17 protein-coding genes are annotated in these 19,352 nt (G+C 59.0%); 10 read left to right on the top strand and 7 right to left on the bottom strand.

Going from position 1 to position 19,352, the window contains the following annotated elements; genetic code table 11:
• Window position 1: 1 nt before the first annotated feature.
• Window positions 2-784 (top strand): 2-oxo-tetronate isomerase, encoded by a 783-nt coding sequence (gene otnI / locus AC19YQ_RS12785; protein ID WP_500595218.1) that lies wholly within the window; start codon window positions 2-4, stop codon window positions 782-784.
• 156 nt (window positions 785-940) lie between these two features.
• On the opposite strand, the gene AC19YQ_RS12780 is transcribed toward otnI, so the two are convergent.
• Entirely contained in the window at window positions 941-1,762 is an 822-nt protein-coding gene (locus AC19YQ_RS12780) for a DeoR/GlpR family DNA-binding transcription regulator (RefSeq protein ID WP_133078020.1), read from the bottom strand.
• A gap of 329 nt (window positions 1,763-2,091) precedes the next feature.
• On the opposite strand from AC19YQ_RS12780, the gene ggt reads away from it, so the two are divergent.
• Window positions 2,092-3,924 carry a gamma-glutamyltransferase gene (ggt, locus tag AC19YQ_RS12775; RefSeq protein WP_500595217.1) on the top strand — a complete coding sequence of 611 codons (1,833 nt, stop codon included), beginning with the start codon at window positions 2,092-2,094 and terminating at the stop codon, window positions 3,922-3,924.
• A gap of 203 nt (window positions 3,925-4,127) precedes the next feature.
• Here ggt and AC19YQ_RS12770 read toward each other — a convergent pair whose 3' ends face one another.
• Complete coding sequence (locus AC19YQ_RS12770; protein WP_219261837.1) at window positions 4,128-4,406, bottom strand: DUF1652 domain-containing protein; 279 nt, start codon at window positions 4,404-4,406, stop codon at window positions 4,128-4,130.
• A 242-nt stretch (window positions 4,407-4,648) separates the two neighbouring features.
• On the opposite strand from AC19YQ_RS12770, the gene AC19YQ_RS12765 reads away from it, so the two are divergent.
• Genes AC19YQ_RS12765 through AC19YQ_RS12750 form a run of 4 tightly spaced genes read left to right on the top strand, consistent with a single transcriptional unit; the run spans window position 4,649 to window position 8,427 of the window.
• On the top strand, window positions 4,649-5,479 hold the full coding sequence (locus AC19YQ_RS12765; RefSeq protein ID WP_500595216.1) for a helix-turn-helix domain-containing protein: 831 nt from the start codon (window positions 4,649-4,651) through the stop codon (window positions 5,477-5,479).
• Between the two features lie 35 nt (window positions 5,480-5,514).
• Window positions 5,515-6,921 (top strand): NAD(P)/FAD-dependent oxidoreductase, encoded by a 1,407-nt coding sequence (locus AC19YQ_RS12760; protein ID WP_500595215.1) that lies wholly within the window; start codon window positions 5,515-5,517, stop codon window positions 6,919-6,921.
• Between the two features lie 30 nt (window positions 6,922-6,951).
• On the top strand, window positions 6,952-7,293 hold the full coding sequence (locus AC19YQ_RS12755; RefSeq protein WP_500595214.1) for a cupin domain-containing protein: 342 nt from the start codon (window positions 6,952-6,954) through the stop codon (window positions 7,291-7,293).
• 54 nt (window positions 7,294-7,347) lie between these two features.
• Entirely contained in the window at window positions 7,348-8,427 is a 1,080-nt protein-coding gene (locus AC19YQ_RS12750; RefSeq protein WP_500595213.1) for a polyamine ABC transporter substrate-binding protein, read from the top strand.
• On the opposite strand, the gene AC19YQ_RS12745 is transcribed toward AC19YQ_RS12750, so the two are convergent.
• The 5 genes from AC19YQ_RS12745 to AC19YQ_RS12725 all read right to left on the bottom strand — a co-directional run bounded on the left by AC19YQ_RS12745 (window position 8,428) and on the right by AC19YQ_RS12725 (window position 13,623).
• Window positions 8,428-9,402: an NAD(P)-dependent oxidoreductase gene (locus AC19YQ_RS12745; protein ID WP_133078027.1), complete on the bottom strand. Its 975-nt coding sequence runs from the start codon at window positions 9,400-9,402 to the stop codon at window positions 8,428-8,430. It lies immediately after the preceding gene.
• A gap of 20 nt (window positions 9,403-9,422) precedes the next feature.
• Entirely contained in the window at window positions 9,423-10,718 is a 1,296-nt protein-coding gene (locus AC19YQ_RS12740) for an MFS transporter (RefSeq protein WP_219261840.1), read from the bottom strand.
• A gap of 66 nt (window positions 10,719-10,784) precedes the next feature.
• Complete coding sequence (locus AC19YQ_RS12735; protein ID WP_133078029.1) at window positions 10,785-11,738, bottom strand: sugar kinase; 954 nt, start codon at window positions 11,736-11,738, stop codon at window positions 10,785-10,787.
• Window positions 11,731-12,513 (bottom strand): sugar phosphate isomerase/epimerase family protein, encoded by a 783-nt coding sequence (locus AC19YQ_RS12730; RefSeq protein WP_219261841.1) that lies wholly within the window; start codon window positions 12,511-12,513, stop codon window positions 11,731-11,733. Before AC19YQ_RS12730 ends, AC19YQ_RS12735 begins: the two co-directional genes overlap by 8 nt.
• Window positions 12,514-12,597: 84 nt before the next feature.
• Window positions 12,598-13,623: a LacI family DNA-binding transcriptional regulator gene (locus AC19YQ_RS12725; protein WP_133078031.1), complete on the bottom strand. Its 1,026-nt coding sequence runs from the start codon at window positions 13,621-13,623 to the stop codon at window positions 12,598-12,600.
• Window positions 13,624-14,278: 655 nt separating this feature from the next.
• On the opposite strand from AC19YQ_RS12725, the gene AC19YQ_RS12720 reads away from it, so the two are divergent.
• The 4 genes from AC19YQ_RS12720 (at window position 14,279) to AC19YQ_RS12705 (ending at window position 19,352) form a co-directional block, all read left to right on the top strand.
• Window positions 14,279-15,721 carry a serralysin family metalloprotease gene (locus AC19YQ_RS12720; protein ID WP_339476253.1) on the top strand — a complete coding sequence of 481 codons (1,443 nt, stop codon included), beginning with the start codon at window positions 14,279-14,281 and terminating at the stop codon, window positions 15,719-15,721.
• A 130-nt stretch (window positions 15,722-15,851) separates the two neighbouring features.
• Complete coding sequence (locus AC19YQ_RS12715; protein ID WP_500595212.1) at window positions 15,852-16,163, top strand: AprI/Inh family metalloprotease inhibitor; 312 nt, start codon at window positions 15,852-15,854, stop codon at window positions 16,161-16,163.
• Window positions 16,164-16,284: 121 nt separating this feature from the next.
• A complete protein-coding gene (locus AC19YQ_RS12710; RefSeq protein WP_500595211.1) occupies window positions 16,285-18,033 on the top strand; it encodes a type I secretion system permease/ATPase in 1,749 nt (582 codons plus the stop codon).
• Between the two features lie 17 nt (window positions 18,034-18,050).
• Window positions 18,051-19,352, top strand: a complete 1,302-nt coding sequence (locus AC19YQ_RS12705) for an HlyD family type I secretion periplasmic adaptor subunit (RefSeq protein ID WP_500595210.1) — start codon at window positions 18,051-18,053, stop codon at window positions 19,350-19,352.

The following is a 19,352-nucleotide window of genomic DNA, read 5'->3' as shown; positions in this document are numbered from 1 at the left end:
CATGCCTCGTTTTGCTGCCAACCTCAGCATGCTGTACCCGGAGCACGCTTTTCTGGATCGTTTCGCCGCGGCGGCGGCCGATGGTTTTGAAGCGGTGGAGTATCTGTTTCCTTACGACTACAGCGCCCAGAAACTCAAGCAGCGCCTGAGCGACAACGGCCTGGTCCAGGCCCTGTTCAACGCGCCGCCCGGTGACTGGGCGGCGGGAGAGCGGGGCATTGCAACCTTGCCGGGCCGTGAGCATGAGTTTCGCTCGGGCTTCGACCGCGCGCTGGAGTACGCCGCAGTTCTGGGCAACAGCCGTATCCATGTGATGGCGGGGTTGCTGCCTTCGCCAGCCGAGCGTGCACGCCACCATGGCGTGTACCTGGAAAACCTCTCGTACGCGACGGCTCAAGCGAGCCAGGCGGGCATCACCGTGTTGCTGGAGCCGATCAATACCCGAGACATGCCCGGGTTTTTCCTCAACCGCCAGGATCAGGCCCACGCCATTTGCAAGGAGGTGGGCGCGGCCAATCTCAAGGTTCAGTTCGACTGCTATCACTGCCAGATAGTGGAAGGGGACCTGGCCACCAAGCTTCGTCGCGACTTTGACGGGATCGGTCACATTCAGATTGCAGGTGTGCCTGATCGTCATGAGCCCGATTTGGGGGAGCTCAATTACCCGTTCCTGTTCGACCTGATGGACGAGTTGGGCTATGACGGCTGGGTCGGCTGCGAGTACCGCCCCAAGGGAGACACTTCGGCGGGGCTGCAGTGGCTGCGGGAGTGGAGGGCACGCTGATCAGGTATTCACTCAAGTGATTTCTGCCTCTGTGGGAGCGGGCTTGCTCGCGATGATCGTTAACGATGACGCGTATCGACTGAGTCAATGCGCCCCTCTGAAGACCATCGCGAGCAAGCCCGCTCCCACAATTGCAGCCAGTACCAGCGCTGTTTGTCAGGCCGGCTTTTGATCGCCTGGTAACAAGAGCTCGATACCCTGCTTGCGAATCCCGTCGGCTGCCGCAGCCGCAAGGGCATCATCGCTGATGATGATGTCGAACTGCTCAAGCCCCGCGATCTTGTACATGCTGAACGTGCCGTACTTGGAGCTGCTGGCGATCAGCACCACTTGCGAGGCTGAATGCATCGCCACCTGCTTGACCTCCACCTTCAGCGCCGAAGGGGTGGTGATGCCGCGGCGCAAATCCCAGGAACTGGTGGAAATAAAGGCGACGTCCGTGACTATCTGGCGCAAGGTCGCGACGGCCAGGTTGCCGACACAGGAATGGTTGGAATGATCAAGCTGCCCGCCGGTATGAATGACCGTCACCTGGGGGGCGTCCAGCAAGGCTTGAACCACGCCAAAATCGTTGGTCACTACGGTCATGCCCGTCAATGCCTTCACATAGGGCACAATTTCCAGCGTGCTGGTACCTGCATCCAGGTACACCGTCATGTCGGCATGCAGAAGTCGGGACGCGAGCCTGGCCATGGCTTGCTTTTGCGGCAACTCGACCACTGCCTTGAGCTGATGACTGGGCTCGCTGTGCAGCTGGCTGGCAATCCGTACACCACCCGTTACCGAATAGGCGCGCCCCTCTTGCTCCAGCAAGGCGATATCGCGGCGTACGGTCATGTGCGAGCAGTCAAACATTTCCATCAACTGATGAACACTCAGTATCTGGTGCTTGCGCAACTGTCGCAGGATCAGCTCGCGGCGCTGGTCAGGAATCACCGGTGCGGTGCTTGGGGCTGCGGTGTCCTTTTGGCTGGGCATTCGGTGCTCCAAGGGGGTAGGGCTGCGTGTTTCGCATGTGCGTGCATAGTAGCGAATCCGCTGCCTGATCAGTAGTGCCAGGGCTCAATGAACGTGTCGATTTTCAGGGAGATAATGATGAATCAAGGACATGGGTTTTATCCTCCAGGCCGGGAAAATTGCTCTGGATGGCTCGACGGTCAAGAATGCCTGCCAGTGACTGTTGCAACGTTTGAGGCAAAAGTGGCCACTACGTTTCAGTACGTATAGATACACTGCGCGGGTCACCGATTCGCGACAAGCCTGTTTAATGAGTGATGTCCGTAAAACAAAAAGTGAAGGAACTTCTTTTGATCAATACCCTGCTTGCCAAGAACAACCACGCCCGTGTTATTGGTTTATCGGCCCTTGCCCTCTTGATCGGGGGCTGCAGCAGCGGATACCAGCCACCTGATAAAGCCTCCGAATTGCCCCCTGCACCCGAGATATCCTCGGGCTTTCGGGCTGGCATGGCCCCCGTGCATGCAACTCGTCACATGGCCGCGGCAGCCAATCCATTGGCAACCGCTGCAGGGCAGCAGATGCTGCGCAAGGGTGGATCGGCAATTGATGCGGCCATCGCCATGCAAGCCGTGCTCGCATTGGTAGAGCCCCAGGCAAGCGGCATCGGCGGCGGTGCGTTCATCGTGTACTGGGACGGCAAGCGGGTTCAGGCCTTTGATGGCCGGGAAACGGCCCCGGCAGGTGCCACCAGCCATATGTTCATGGGTAAAGACGGCCAGCCGATCCCTTTTACGCAGGCCCAGATCGGCGGGCGTTCGGTGGGCGTGCCGGGGGTGCTCAGAGCGCTGGAAATGGCCCATCAGCAACATGGCAAACTGCCTTGGCGTGACCTGTTCCAGTCTGCCATTGAACTGGCGCGCGAAGGGTTTCCTGTCTCCAAACGCCTGCATACCCAAATCACCGCCGACCCCTTCATCGCCGCTTCACCGCAAATGGCCAAGTACTTCCTGACGGACCAGGGGCAGCCTTTGCCGGTCGGCACACTGCTTAAAAACCCTGAACTGGCCCAGACCCTGGATGCCATCGCTACACGCGGGGCAGACGCCTTCTACCAGGGCGCCGTGGCGCAGGGGATGGTGAATCAGGTCAGGTCCCACACCAACCCGGGCACCCTGTCCCTGTCCGACATCAGCAGTTACCGGGCAATAGAGCGTCAGCCAGTGTGCGGTGACTATAAACAGTGGAAAGTCTGTGGCATGCCTCCGCCTTCTTCAGGTGGCGTTGCGGTGCTGCAGACCCTGGGGATTCTCGAAGCCCTGCAAAACAAATCGCCAGCGCTGGATCTGGCCACCCTGCAACCCGTTCCGAGCAAGACCGGGGCAGGCCTGGAACCTGCGGTTAGCGCCGTACACCTGATCTCGGAGGCCGAGCGTCTTGCTTACGCCGACCGGGCGCTGTATCTGGCAGACAGCGACTACGTGCCGGTCAATGTGAAAGGCCTGACCGATAAAGCGTATTTGCAGGCCAGGGCATCTCTTGTAGGCGAGCGAAGCATGGGGCGCGCCCAGGCGGGGACTCCAGCAGGGATGAACCTCGCGCTGGCACCGGATCGATCACCACTGCGTATTTCCACCTCGCAAATTGCAGCCGTTGACGATCAGGGCGGCGCTATATCGATGACCACTTCGGTTGAAGCTGCATTTGGCTCACATGTGATGACCAACGGCTTTATCTTGAACAACCAGCTGACTGATTTCTCCTTTGTCCCTGAGGAAAACGGCAAGCCGGTGGCCAACCGTATCGAGCCGGGCAAGCGACCTCGTTCTTCAATGGCCCCGACACTGGTATTCGATCGAAAAAGTGGCGAGCTGGTTGCCACCATTGGTTCTCCGGGTGGCTCCCAGATCATCGAGTATGTGAACAAGGCGGTGATTGGCCTGGTGGACTGGAAACTCGATCCTCAACAGGCGATCAATCTTCCCAACTTTGGTAGCCGCAACGTGGGCACAGAAGTCGAGGCCGGCCTTGTCAGCCCGGCACTGGTGCAGCAGTTGAAGGATCGAGGGCACGATGTGTCCGTCATCGAGATGACCAGTGGCACCCAGGTTATCGTTCGCGATAAACAAGGCTTGGCCGCCGGTGCCGATCCGCGCCGTGAAGGCACTGCATTGGGGGACTGAGCCAGCGCCCACAGGTCTGGTGATGCCTTTGATGGCAGAGTCAATGTGGGAGCGGGCTTGCTCGCGATGCGGGCGCTGGGGTCTGTCAGTCAAACCGCAGGGATGCCATCGCAGGCAAGCCAGCTCCTACAGGTCTAGTGATGCCTTTGATGGCAGAGTCAATGTGGGAGCGGGCTTGCTCGCGATGCAGGCGCAGGCGCAGTTCAGGCCTGCGCTTGCCAGGCCTGTGGCGGTACGAAGCTTTCGAGTTCGTCCTCCACGACCTGGATGATGTGCCCCAACTGGCCCAGGCTCATGACCGTGGCGCAAGGGATGCCGGCAATCGCAATCACGGTCTCGCCACTGGCGCGGTCAAACAGTCGGGCGATCATGCTGCTCGGCGCGTCCATGGTCGCCTCGAAGCCCATCGGATGAAAATGCCAGCGCATCAGTTGGCAGGCGTTCGGGAAGGTGACTTTATTGATGTTTCCCTGCGAGTACATAGAGCAATTCCTTTAGCTCAAGTTGTGGCTGCGGCACGATTCTGGCCGCGTGTGTTTGCACGTGTTTCGAACTCAAAGCTAGCATCCAACACTGATAGCGATAAGCCTTATTTTGCCCGTTAGCCGATTGAGTGCTCAGGTTTTGATATGAATCATGCACTTAGGCTATTTATCTCCTGCTGATGGCCATTGAAGCCGGCGCACAAACTCGGCACTCTCTGTTTTTTGCCTTCGAGCACTCTATGTCAGCCCCAGACGACGGCCCCGAGCACACCCGCGCCACTGGCGAAACCGTGATGCGTTATCACCTGTGCTGGAAGCATCGGGACCTTGATGGAGTCATGGCGCTTTATCATCCCGAGGTGATCTACAACGATTTTTTCCAGAATCGGGTCATGGCCCTCGATGAACTGCGCGAGTATGTGCAGTCGTCCATGCCCAGAGAACCGGATGAAGCACTCGAACACAGCGATCGTATCCGCCTGGATGGCAATACCGCCTTTATCCAGTACCGCATGACCCTGCGCGGCAGTCAGGGCCTGGTGTCCTTCCGGGCCAGCGAAGCCATTACCGTGCGTGACGGGCTGATCTGGAGGGTCAATGAGTACGCCTCTCTGGTTCACGAAGCCGCCGCTCATTGCGCACGTCCGGGATCGTTGCGGCCTGCGGTCAGCCGCCTTGGGCTTTCGGCCCGGCAATTGAGCTTCATGGCCCAGGACCTGCAAACCTATTTCGAACGCCAGCAACCCTGGCTCGATCCCGACCTGGACCTGCAACAAGTGGCCAAAGCGTGCGGCTACACCCGCAATCAGATGTCCTATTTGCTCAATCAGGTGCTGGGGCTAAGCTTTTATCGGTATGTGAATCAGGCACGGCTGCGCCATGTACTGGCGGCGATGGATGTGGCCGCAACCCCTGTCAAAGTCGATGAGCTGGCTTTTTCGGCGGGGTTCAACTCGATATCTGCGTTTTACAGCTGTTTTCGTCAGCACACCGGGCAATCGCCCAAGGCCTACGCCAAACAAATTTCTTTGCGGGCACGTACGCAAGACGCGCCAGAGGCCAACGACTAGGATCGAGCCATTCTTGGATCGGTGTGGAGTCGGTAATGCCAGCATGGCGCTCAATCAGTTTGTGGATGGACCAGCTTGGGGAGGAACTCGTACCTCGCCCGTCCCTTGAGCACGACCTGGATGTCGATGTGGTCATTATCGGCGCCGGTTACACCGGACTCTGGACGGCGTACTACCTCAAACGCCATGCCCCTGAACTGACTATCGCCATCGTTGAGGCGCAAACAGCAGGCTTTGGCGCTTCCGGACGCAACGGTGGCTGGTTGATGGGCAACTTGCTGGGTGAAGACCGCTTGCTCGCAGGCCTGTCTGTGGAGCAGCGGCGCCAATCCTTCGATTTGCTGCACGGCATTCCCGATGAAGTAAAGAGCGTCATTGATCGCGAAGGGATCGACTGTGACTACCGCAAAGGGGGCGGGCTGTATTGCGCGGCCCGTTATCCGGAGCAGGAAGCCAGCTTGCGCAGCTATCTGGCGAGCCTTTATGCCGAAGGCCTGGACGAGTCCGATTACCGCTGGTTAAGCCCCGCCGAGCTGGCACAGCAGATCCGCGTCGCCAAACCCTATGGCGGGATTTCCACACCCCATATTGCAACCATTCACCCTGCCAAACTGGTACGCGGCCTGGCCCGTGCCGTTGAACGCATGGGGGTGAAGATTTATGAACAAAGCCCGGTCACCGAATGGCGCGCAGGTTTTGCCCGCACTGCCAGGGCCCAGGTCCGCAGCCGATGGGTGGTGCCAGCCGTGGAAGGCTACGCCAACACCCTGGTCCCTCTGGGGCGTTATCAATTGCCTGTGCAGAGCCTGCTGGTGGCTACCGAACCCTTGTCGCAAGCCACTTGGGACGGCATCGGCCTGTCCCGGGGCCAGGCCTTCAGCGAAAGCAGCCGTCAGGTCACCTACGGCCAGCGCACTGCGGACAACCGCCTGGTGTTCGGGGCCCGGGGTGGCTATCAGTTTGGCGGGCGCTTGCGTGAGAACTTTGATCTGAGCAAGGACGAAGTCGAACTGCGTCGCTATCTGTTTGGCGAACTGTTCCCGCAGCTTAAAGACGTCGAGATTACTCACGCCTGGGGCGGCAATCTGGGGATGTCGCGACGGTTTCAGCCGCACATGCTCTGTGATCGCCAGCAGGGCATTGCGTTGGCCGGTGGGTACGGCGGAGAGGGGGTAGGTGCCAGTCATTTGGGCGGGCGCACCCTGGCAGACCTGATTTTGCAGCGCGACACCCTTGAGGTCAGGCAACCGTGGGTGTTGACCGAAGGCGGTCTCGGCGCACTCAAGGCCTGGGAGCCCGAGCCGTGCCGCTGGCTGGGCTACAACGCGATCATTCGCAGCTTTGTGTACGAAGACAAAACCCTGGCCAATCCGGACAGCCCGCCCTGGCGTCGGCAATTTGCCAGCCGCATGGCCGGGTTTATGGAAGGTTTCATGCATTAACCAACACTTGCGCTTAACAGGAAGCATCCCATGAGCATCACTCAGTTCAAAAATACCGCCCACGTGACCTTGCACGAGTCTTTCCCCGTCGCCGTACCGCTCGGTACGCCGGTGGCGGTGACGTCAGTCACCTGTGTCGAACGTAGCGACGGCGTCGAAACCGGCATCTGGGAATGCACCCCGGGCCGCTGGCGTCGCCAGATCGTGGCGCAAGAGTTCTGTCACTTTATCCAGGGCCGCTGCACCTTCACCCCGGATAACGGTGAACCCCTGACAATCGAAGCGGGCGATGCACTGATGTTGCCTGCCAACAGCACCGGAATCTGGGACATCCAGGAAACCGTGCGCAAGACCTATGTATTGATCCTTTGATCGCCGAAACCTGCCAATAAAAACAGCTGCCCAAAATATGCAAGGAATCGAATCATGATCCGTATGACCCTGTTGCCCCTGATGCTGGCCGGTACGCTGTGTCAGGCCGCCGAAACTGTGAAGGTCTATAACTGGTCGGACTACATTGCTCCCGACACGATGAAGAACTTCCAGCGCGATACCGGTATTGCGTTCAGCTATGACGTGTTCGACAGCAATGAAACGCTGGATGGCAAGTTGATGACGGGCTCATCGGGTTATGACGTGGTGTTTCCCTCCAACCACTTCATGGCGCGGCAGATCCAGGGCAAGGCCCTGAAGAAACTCGACAAGAGCCAGTTGCCGAACTGGAAGAACCTCAACCCGGTGCTGCTCAAGGCGCTGCAGGTCAATGATCCGGGCAACGAGCACGGGTTTCCCTATCTGTGGGGCAGTACCGGGATTGGCTACAACATCGCCAAGGTCAAGGCCGTGTTGGGTGACGATGCGCCGGTGGATTCCTGGGACTTGATCTTCAAGCCCGAAAACATGGAAAAGCTCAAATCCTGTGGCGTAGCGATTCTCGACAATGGCCCGGAAATCCTGCCCGCGGCGCTCAACTACCTGGGCTTGCCCCATCACAGCAAGAACCCGGCCGACTACAAGAAGGCTGAAGAGTTGCTGCTCAAGGTCCGGCCCTATATCAGCTACTTCCATTCATCGAAGTACACCAGTGACTTGGCCAACGGCAATATCTGCGTGGCAGTCGGCTTTTCGGGAGACATTCTGCAGGCCGAAACCCGGGCCAAAGAAGCCAATAACGGCGTCGAAATCGGCTACAGGATTCCCAAGGAAGGTGCCGCCATCTGGTTTGACATGGTTGCCATGCCCAGCGATGCACCGGACGAAAAAGCTGCCTATAGCTTTATGAACTACCTGCTGCGCCCGGACGTGATGGCCGGTATCACCAACCATGTGCATTACGCCAATGGCAACGAGCAGGCAGATGCCTTGGTCAGCCCTGAAATCAAGGCTGACACCAAGGTCTATCCAACCCCTGAAATGATGGACACGTTGTTTGCGCTGGAGGCCATGCCGCTGAATATCGACCGGGTACGCACCCGTATCTGGACCAATATAAAAAGCGGCAAGTGATTAGCGCAGTGCTTGCGGGTTAACCAGGTTGGCCGGGCGATCACCGGCCAATGCCGCCAGCAGGTTATCGACCGCACAGCGCGCCATTGCTTCGCGGGTCTCGAACGTGGCCGAACCGATATGCGGGGTGGCCACCACGTTATCCAGTTTCAGCAAGGGCGAGGTCAGCTCCAGCGGTTCGCGCTCGAATACGTCGAGCCCGGCAGCCCGTATCTGGCCGTTTTGCAAGGCATGAATCAGCGCCGCTTCGTCCACCACCTTGCCCCGCGAGATATTGATAAAGATGCTCTCGGGGCGCATCAGGGCAAATTGCCCGGCACCGATCAGGCCTTCGGTCTGGGCGGTCAGGGGCAGGGTCAGGCAGATAAAGTCGGCTTGCTGCAACAACTCATCCAGGCTGCGGTATTGCGCGTTGAAGCGTGCTTCAACAGCGGGCTTGGGCGAATTGCTGTGGTAAATCACCGGCATCCCGAAGCCAAAGTGGCCGCGTTGGGCCAGGGCTTCGCCAATGCGGCCCATGCCGATAATGCCCAGGGTCTTGCCATGCACGTCGGTGCCGAAATGCTCGGGGCCGACGTTTTTTTGCCATTGGCCATTACGCACCATATTGGCCAGTTCCACCACGCGGCGGGCGCTGGCCAGTACCAGGGCGAAGCCGGTGTCTGCGGTGGTCTCGGTGAGCACGTCAGGAGTATTGGTGAGCTGGATTTTACGTTCGGTCAGGTAATCGATGTCGTAATTGTCGACACCCACCGAGACGCTGGACACCACTTCAAGATCTGGCGCCAGATCCAGCAACTGCGCGTCCAGCTTCAGGCTTGCACCCAGTATTCCCTGGGCCTGGGGCAGGGCGGCACGCAATGTGTTCATGCCGTCGGCGTCCAGGCGCTCGATCAGCGTGACATTGGCGTGGGCTTCAAGGCGCTGCATCAGCGCCTGGGACAGTTCTTTGTAGAGCACGACATTCTTTTTCAAGGGAATCACCAACGTTGAATTCAAGAGTGGGCCAGGCGTTGCGAAGTACTGTGGTGCGGCGCAGCAGGGTCTTTGGCAGCGGGTTTGAGCATCAGTGTCAGGAGCACCGAAATCATCAGGGCACCGCTCATCAACAAAAAGGATGCGCCGGTGGAGCCGGTGGAGCTGTTCAGATAGCCAACCAGGTACGAGCCTGCAAATGAGCCCAGCGCGCCCATGCTGTTAATCAGGGCCATAGCGCCACCGGCCACGTTGGAGGGCAGGATTTCCGGGATGATGGCGAAAAACGGGCCATAGGGTGCGTACATGCAACCACCGGCGATCACCAGCAATGCGTAGGACCACCAGAAGTGTTCGGCGCCCAGCATGTAGGATCCGTAGAACGCGATAGACGCGATCAGCAGCGGTGGCCAGACAAAGCGTTTGCGCTTTTGCAGTTTGTCCGAGCCCCAGGACACCACCAGCATGGCGATGACCGCCGCCAGATACGGCAGAGCAGAAAGCCAGCCCGCTTCGATCATGTCCATCTGTGCGCCCTGCTTGAGGATCGACGGCAGCCACAGCACAAAGCCGTACACGCCGATACTCCAGCAAAAAAACTGCAAGGCCAGCAGGATAACGGCCGGTGTACGGAACGCAGCTGCGTAGTTTTTCACCGGCTTCATGCCGACTTGCTCGGCATCCAGCGCGCTTTGCAGGTCCACTTTCTCCTGGTTACTCAGCCATTTGGCTTCGCTTGGACGGTCATCGGCCAGGCGCCACCAGATAAACGCCCAGAAGACTGCAGGCAGGCCTTCGACGATAAACATCCAGCGCCAGCTGTAATGCTGTACCAGATAGCCAGAGACCACCGACATCCAGAGCATGGTCACCGGGTTGCCCAGGATCAGGAAGGTGTTGGCGCGTGAGCGTTCGGCACGGGTGAACCAATGACACAGGTACACGAGCATCGCCGGCATCACGGCGGCTTCAACCACCCCGAGCATAAAGCGGATAGCGATCAGCCAGTAGGCGTTGGAGACCACGCCGGTCAGCGTGGCGAGGCTGCCCCAAAGGATCAGGCTGACAAAAATCAGCTTTTTGACGCTGTTTCTCTGGGCGTAGATGGCACCGGGTACCTGGAAGAAGAAATACCCCAGGAAGAACAACGCGCCCAGCAATGACGACAGGCCTGGGGTGATATTGAGGTCTTCGGCCATCCCGGAGGCAGCGGCGAAGCCGTAGTTGGCTCGGTCAAGGTACGCCAGGCTGTAGGTGATAAACACGATCGGCATGATGTACCACCAGCGACGGGCGGCGAGTTTTAGCGATTGCATGTGGGGTGCTCCTGAGCTTGTTTTTGTTTTTTCGCAGCAGGTTACAAATGAAGCCAATGACGGTGTTTAAAGGGACGCGGGCAGCGCGCTGTAGGTGTTCAGTTCGGCACGGGTCGGCAAACCCTCCATGTCGCCACGGCTCTGTACGGCACGGCTGCCGATCCAGTTGCCCCGTTGTACGGCTTGGGCAAATCCGAGGTTTTCCAGCAAGGCACTGACCACCCCGACGGCAAAGCCATCACCGGCACCGACGGTGTCGATGACGTTGGCCACGGGTACGGCTGGGATAAATTGTTCATCCTGGGCCGTGCGATAGAACGCGCCTTTGGCACCCAGTTTGATGATCACTGCTTCCGCACCCTGGTCGAGGTAGAACGCGGCAATATCAGCCGGGTCGTCGTAGCCGGTCAGTATCCGGCCTTCGCTCAGGCCCGGCAGTACCCAGTCGGCACAGGCGGCGAGGGCGTTGATGTCGCGGATCATCTGTTGCTCGCTGGCCCACAGCGAAGGTCGCAGATTGGGGTCGAACGACACGCTGCTGCCTGCGGCGCGCATCGACTTCATCAAATCGAAGGACAACGCATTGCAGCTCGGCGAGAGCGCAGGGGGGATGCCGGTGGCGTGCAAATGCCTGGCACTGAGCAACTGCGCATTGAGCGCAGAACTGTTCAGGTGACTGGCGGCCGAGCCGCGACGGAAGTATTCGACCTGTGGGTCGCTGCCATCATCGACGCGGGACTTGAGCTGAAAGCCGGTGGGGTTCAGCGGATCGATTTCAACATGCTGGCAGTCCAGGCCTTCGGCTTGCAGCGTGTCGAGTACAAAACGCCCCAGGGAGTCGGCGCCTACGCGGCTCAGCCAGGTGACATTGAAACCCAGCCGGGCAAGGCCGATGGCTACATTGCTGTCAGCCCCGGCGATGCGCTTGTGGAACTGCCCGACTTGCGCCAGATCACCGGTGTGCTCGGCGACCAGCATGGCCATGGTTTCGCCAAACGACAACACATCAACCTTAGACATGGCTCAACTCCTGTTGCTTCTGGCTCAAGCGGGCCAGCACGGCAACATGGGCCTGGGTCAGGCCGTCGAGATCCGCGCCCTGCAGCGGATATTCGATGGCACGGGTCAGGCCGTGGGGCATGTGGGTCATCAGGTGTTGCCACTGTTGCAAGTCGATGGCAGTCGGTGGCGTTGCGACCAACTTGCCGTCCGGGCGACGGACCACGCCTTTGCAGTGCAGGTAAGTGACGTAGCGGCCCAGCAGGCGGGCAGCGGTGCTGGCCGATTGGTCCTGCCACTGCCAGTTGCCGATATCGAACGTCATGCTGATGGGCGCTTGCTGCTGCTCAACCTGATCGAAAAAGCGCTGCATGGGTTCAATGCGGCCGCCGTAGGAGGTCTGGTCGTTTTCCACCAGCAGACGCACCGGTTGCTGGTTCAGGCAGGCTGCGAGGTTCTGCATGTCACAGTGTTCAGTGAAATAGCCCAGCGACACCTTCAGCCATTGGGCGCCGAACGCGTGGGCCCGCTTCAGGGTGGCGAGCAGTTGGGTATTGGGGCGTGATTGCCCGGCTTCCCACAGTTCCAATGGCGAGGAGAACACGCACTCCAGCCCCAGTTGCTGTACGGACTGGCTAAAGGCGATCGGGTCTTCTGTGGTCAACAGTTCTTCGCGCAACTCGATGCGGGACACGCCAGCATTGGCCAGCAACTCAATGAAACTGTGTTGTCCGCGCTGGCGAACCAGATCGGCGCCGTAGCTCGACAGGCTGATGGAAACGGGAAATGTCGTCATTGTTATTAATCTCTGAAACCGGTTTCATTTTATTGTGCGTTAAACGGCTGGTCACCGGTTCATGGGTTACCAGCCGCTGAAGTGTCAGGCCGTCAGGGGGTGTGTCGAGCCGCGAATAATCAATTGCGCAGGAAAATCCAGCGCCCGTGGCGGTGACGTGTCACCGCTCAGGCGCTTAAGCAGGCAGTCAAAGGCACTGGCGCCGATCTGTTGCGTGGGCTGGGCCAGTGCGGTGATGCCGCTGCCCACCAACGGGAACCATTCCAGGTCATCGAGGGCAATCAACCCTACGTCTTCGAACAACCGGCAGTTCAACTCGCGCAACACCTGGGTGCACGCCAGTGCGGCGAGGCCGTTGGCGCAAAAGATCGCCTTGGGGCCGTGGCCGGTTGTTTGCAGGAAGGTCTGGATGTCGGCGCGAAGGCCCGGGCCGGTCTTGATCACGGCACCACGAAGGGCAGGGCGTGCGGCCAGTTGCCCGGTAAAACTGCTGATACGCTCGATCCGGGAACTGGTACCGTCAACCGGTTCGCTGACCATCAGCACATCGCGATAACCCTGCTGATCAAGATGCTCCAGCGCCATGCGCACCGCCTCGGGGTTATCGAGGCCCACCAGGTCGGTGTGCAACTGCTCCACTTTGCGGTCGATCAGCACGATGGGCATTTCCTGATGCAGCGCTTGCAGCGCGTCAGGGTCATGGCCAAGGGTATTAAGGATCAGGCCTTCGATATTGTAGGCACGCAGAGCTGCCAGGTGCTGGCGCTCCTGCTCGTCATTACGGTCGGTGTTGCAGACGACAAGGTTGTAGCCATGCAGGCGGCAGGCGGTTTCGACGCCGTGCATGACCGCAATGGAATAGGGGTTGCGAATATCGGCCACCAGCATCCCGATCAGTCGGGTGCGACCGCGTTTCAGGCCACGGGCCATTTGATTGGGCCGATAGCCCAGATCATTGATTGCCCGCTCGATACGCTCGGCTATGGCTTCGGACAGCAAGGCGCGGTCTTCGCCAATAAAGCGCGACACGCTGGCCTTGGACACTCCGGCCCGCTGGGCAACATCGAGCATGGTCACGCGGGTGCGCTGGGCTGCTGAAAAACTGTTCACGGCCTGAAACCTTTTATTTGAGTTATCGCAGGCGGTTTCGCGGCAAAGCGCTGAAACCGGTTTCATGGAAACTCAAATGCCCCGTTGGCGTCAAGTGACAATGGTCTCAGATGCTCGTAAAACCAGTAAACACGATGTGCCTGAATTTCCGGGTTGCCCGGTTTTACGATTGCTTCGTCGCAGTGGCGCACCAAGCCGATCGCAGCCTCGCTTCGCTCTTCAGCGGCTACAGTGCGCCAATGCGATGTTATGAATACAACTTGCCAGTCACGACGAAAACTTATCAACACGCGACATTGTGTATATAACAATCGACAACTGGAAGTGGTTCGAAAGTTATATGATGATTGTTATATCAGTGCACTTCTGGCCCTTATTGGAGACGGACGAGAAGCCGGTTAATTTAACTTTTTTGTATTTAGACCCTTCAGTCAGTTGGTGGCCGTTTGCGGATCAAAAAATACTTTCGCTCAAGCATTCAATGTTTCCGGTAACTTCCGCCGTTTGCGCAAATTAGCCGAAAAAAGTGCTGGACTAAATATTTAAGGATGTGTCAGCTTCTGCCGGCCATATAAAGGCGAGTGATAGGACGATCTCGCCAAGGGGTCGTCGATGTCTGTCAAAATTTTCTACGGCTAAACAAGGAAAAGTTTAAATGTCGAAACTTAAAGAGAAAGTGGCACTGTCTGTCGGCCCGACCCAGTCGGCAACTGGCAGCAGTTCCGTCTTCACTCAAATTGATAACTTCAGTCATTTCTATGATCGCGGCAATCACCTGGTCAATGGCAAACCTTCGTTCACCGTCGATCAGGCGGCCGATCAACTGACCCGCTCCGGCGCCAGTTGGCATGACTTGAACGGCGACGGCGTGATCAACCTCACGTACACCTTCCTGACAGCGCCCCCGGTTGGGTATGCCACCCGCGGACTTGGGACCTTCAGCCAGTTCTCCGCAGTGCAAAAGGAACAGGCCAAGCTGTCACTGGAGTCCTGGGCAGACGTCGCCAAAGTGACCTTCACCGAGGGGCCTGCATCCCGTGGTGACGACGGTCACATGACGTTCGCCAACTTCAGTGCAAGCAACGGCGGTGCCGCGTTTGCCTATCTGCCAAACAGTGCGCGCAAAGGCGAGTCGTGGTACTTGATCAACAAGGACTATGACGTCAACAAAACCCCGGGCGAAGGCAATTACGGCCGTCAGACCCTGACCCACGAAATCGGCCACACCCTGGGGCTGTCGCACCCCGGCGACTACAATGCCGGCAATGGCAACCCGACCTACCGCGACGCGGTTTATGGCGAAGACAGTCGTGCATACAGCGTCATGAGCTACTGGAGTGAAAGCAACACCGGTCAGCACTTCACCAATAGCGGCGAAGGTGCCTATGCATCGGCTCCGTTGCTGGATGACATTGCAGCGGTGCAAAAACTCTACGGCGCCAACCTTGAAACCCGCGCCGATGACACCGTTTACGGTTTCAACGCCACGGCAGACCGTGACTTCTACAGCGCGACATCAGCCAGCTCCAAGCTGATCTTTGCGGTGTGGGACGGCGGCGGCAATGACACCCTCGATTTCTCCGGCTTCACTCAAAACCAGAAGATCAACCTGACTGCAGGTTCGTTCTCTGACGTGGGCGGGATGACCGGCAACGTGTCGATTGCACAGGGGGTGACAGTCGAAAACGCGATCGGCGGCTCGGGTAATGACCTGCTGATTGGCAACAGTGCCGACAACGTGCTCAAGGGTGGGGCCGGCAACGACGTGCTCTACGGCGGTGGCGGTGCTGACACGCTCTGGGGCGGCACTGGTGCCGATGTATTTGTGTTTGGCGCGGTGTCAGACTCTGCACCCAATGCCGCCGATACCCTCATGGACTTCCAGTCCGGTATCGACAAAATCGACGTTTCGGCCATCACCAAACTGGCCGGGCTGAACTTTGTCGATGCCTTCACCGGGCGTGCCGGCGAGGCGATCGTGAGCTACGACAAAGCCAGTAACCAGGGCCACTTTGCCGTCGATTTCAGCGGCCATGCGGTCGCTGACTTCCTGGTCAGCACCGTGGGTCAAGTGGCAACTTACGACATCGTCGCGTAAGCCTGCCGGTACAGGAGCAGCGCGCAAGCGCTGCTTTCAGGGGGCTGAGTACATGAACTGCACGCTAACCGGATTTTTCAAGGTGATGGGGTGTCTCGCCGCATTGCTGACCTTTTCTACAGAGAGCGCCATGGCCAATTCCTTGCTGCTGCTGAGCCCCGCACAACTGGCGGGCAACTGGACATTTTATCCGCAGGACGATGTGGATCAGGCCTGTACGGTACAGCTGATTGCCGAGAACAGGACGTTCAGTCCCGAAGTTGAATGTTTGCAAACCTGGTTGGGCGAAGTCCCGAAAAGTTGGTCGCCCACCCCGGACGGCTTATTCCTGATGGGCGAAGACGGTACCGATATAGTGCATATGAACCGTATTGAGCCGGGGCACTATGAAGTGCAACTTGGCGCTCAAAGAATATTGGTGATGGTGCGCGCCAACCACTAAGCGTTATTAAGGCGTTAGTGTCGGGGTAAAGGGCTGGACGGGTAATTGCCCGGCGCAGCTCGCGGGTAACTGTGGTTTTTTTTGCGCAAGCATGCAATGCTTTATCTATCAAGGAAGCCTCATGAAGCGGCTGAATAACAGTCCCGTCGCCCCCTTGTTGCAGGCGCTGGGTGACTATAAAAATACCCTGATCAGCGTGGGGTGTTTTACGGCCTTGATCAATATATTGATGTTGGTGCCGTCCATTTACATGCTCCAGGTGTATGACCGGGTGTTGTCCTCGCAAAACACCACAACACTGGCCATGTTGTCATTGATGGTGGTGGGCTTTTTCATTTTTATCGGGCTGCTTGAAACGGTGCGCAGTTTTATTGTTATCCGCATCGGCAGCCAATTGGAGCGCCGGTTTAACCAGCAGGTGTACCGCGCCGCCTTCGAGCGCAATCTGTTCAGCGGTCAGGCGCATGCCGGCCAGGCGCTGGGGGATTTGACCCTCATCCGCCAATTTGTCACGGGCCCAGCCCTGTTCGCTTTCTTTGATGCACCGTGGTTTCCCGTCTATTTGTTCGTGATGTTCCTGTTCAACACCTGGCTCGGGGTGCTGGCCACTGCAGGCGCGCTGTTGCTGGTTGGGCTGGCCTGTGTCAACGAAGTGATGACGCGCAAATCCCTGGGCCTGGCCAGTGTGTACTCGCAGCAGTCCAGCCAACTGGCCACCAGCCATCTGCACAATGCCGAGACCATTCAGGCCATGGGCATGCTGGGCGTGTTACGCAAACGCTGGTTCAACCTGCATTCGCGGTTTCTGGCTGAGCAGAACAAGGCCAGCGACACCGGGGCCGTCATCGGTTCGCTGAGCAAGACCTTGCGTCTGTGCCTGCAATCACTGGTGCTGGGGCTGGGTGCCTTGCTGGTGATTCAGGGCGACATGAGTGCCGGTATGATGATTGCCGGTTCGATTTTGATGGGCCGCGTGTTGAGCCCCATCGACCAGTTGATTGCCGTGTGGAAGCAATGGAGCTCGGCCCGGCTGGCCTATGGGCGACTGGACAGCCTGCTGCGCGAACACCCGGCCAGTGAAGACAGCATGGCGTTGCCGGCCCCCAGGGGGCAGGTGAGTTTCGAGCAGGTCAGTGCTGCGCCGCCGGGCCAGCGTCTGCCCACGCTGCATCAGATCAGTTTCAGTCTCAATGCGGGCGAGGTGCTTGGCGTGCTGGGCGCGTCGGGTTGCGGCAAGTCGACCCTGGCGCGGGTGCTGGTGGGCGTATGGCCCACCCTGGCAGGCACGGTGCGTCTGGATGGCGCGGATATCCATCAGTGGAACCGCGATCAACTGGGGCCGCATATCGGCTACCTGCCCCAGGACATCGAGTTGTTCAGCGGCAGCATTGCCGAAAATATCGCCCGTTTCCGTGATGGCGACCCGCAACAGGTGGTCACTGCGGCCCGGCAGGCCGGGGTGCACGAGATGATTTTGCGCCTGCCCCAAGGCTACGACACGGTGCTCGGGGACGAGGGCAGCGGCTTGTCGGGCGGGCAAAAGCAGCGCGTGGCACTGGCCCGGGCCTTGTACGGCAAGCCAAGCCTGGTGGTGCTCGACGAGCCCAACTCCAATCTCGATGCCGTGGGTGATGCGGCGCTGACCCAGGCCATTGTCCAGCTCAAGGGGCAGGGTTGCACGGTGATACTGGTGACCCATCGCTCATCATCCCTGGCCCAGACCGACAAACTGCTGGTGCTCAATGATGGCCGCACCCAGGTCTTCGGGCCCAGTGCCGAGGTGCTCAAGGCATTGTCCGGAGCACAGCAACAACACGCCGCCGCACAGGCGACGCCCGCCAATATCAATCGCCAGAGTGTCGACGCATGAGCAAGGAAGCTCCCATCATGAGTGATGACCATCAGCCACAACGCGGGGCCGGGTTTTACGTCCGGGCAGGTTGGGTGCTGACTATTCTGGGCGCAGGAAGCTTTTTTGTATGGGCCAGCTTCGCGCCGCTGGATGAGGGCATCCCCGTTCAAGGCACCGTGGTGGTGTCGGGCAAGCGCAAGGCCGTGCAATCGTTGGGACCGGGGGTGGTGAGCCAGATTCTGGTACGCGAAGGGCAGACGGTGCGTCAGGGTGAACCGCTGTTTCGCCTGGACCCCACGCAGGTCGAGGCCGATGTGCAATCGCTGCGAGCACAGTACCGCATGGCCTGGGCCAGTCAGGCCCGCTGGCAAAGTGAGCGAGACAACCTTGGGCGGGTCAGTTTTGCGCCTCAGTTGAGTGACGACCCGGACCCGCGCCTGGCCCTGGTGCTTGAAGGCCAGCAACAACTGTTCAGCAGTCGGCGTGAGGCCTTCGCCCGCGAGCAGGCCGGTCTCAAGGCCAGCATCGAAGGCGCTGCGCAACAGTTGGCAGGGATGCGCCGGGCCCGGGGTGATCAGTTGGCTCAGGCCGATTCCCTGCGTCAGCAACTGAGCAATATGCGGCCATTGGCTGACAACGGCTATATCCCGCGTAACCGCCTGATGGAATACGAACGCCAGCTGTCGCAGATTCAACAGGATCTGGCACAGAACGTCGGCGAAAGCGGGCGAATCGAGCAGGGGATACTGGAGTCGCGCCTCAAACTGGCGCAACACATTGACGAGTATCAGAAGGAAGTGCGCACCCAGCTGGCCGAGGCTCAACTCAAAACCCTGACCCTTGAGCAGCAACTGGCTTCGGCCACCTTTGATCTGCAACACAGCGATATCAATGCGCCAGCGGACGGTATCGCGGTCAACCTGGGGGTACACACCGAGGGTGCGGTGGTACGGGCCGGGGAAACCCTGCTGGAAATCGTGCCCCAGGACGCGCGCCTTGAAGTCGAAGGGCGCCTGCCGGTGAACCTGGTGGACCGTGTGGGCAGCGAGTTGCCCGTGGACATACTGTTTACGGCGTTCAATCAAAGCCGGACACCACGGGTGTCAGGAGCGGTGAGCCTGGTTTCGGCAGACCAGTTGCTCGATGAAAAAACCGGAATGCCGTACTACGTCCTGCGCAGCACGGTCAGTGATCAGGCGCTGGAAAAACTCAACGGGCTGGTCATCAGGCCCGGCATGCCGGCCGAGATGTTCGTACGCACGGGTGAGCGCTCACTGCTCAACTACTTGTTTAAACCGCTGCTGGATCGCGCAGGTTCTGCGCTGACTGAGCGCTAG

The organism is Pseudomonas sp. MF06569, from assembly GCF_059862735.1.
This window is presented reverse-complemented; position numbering and strand designations above follow the sequence as displayed.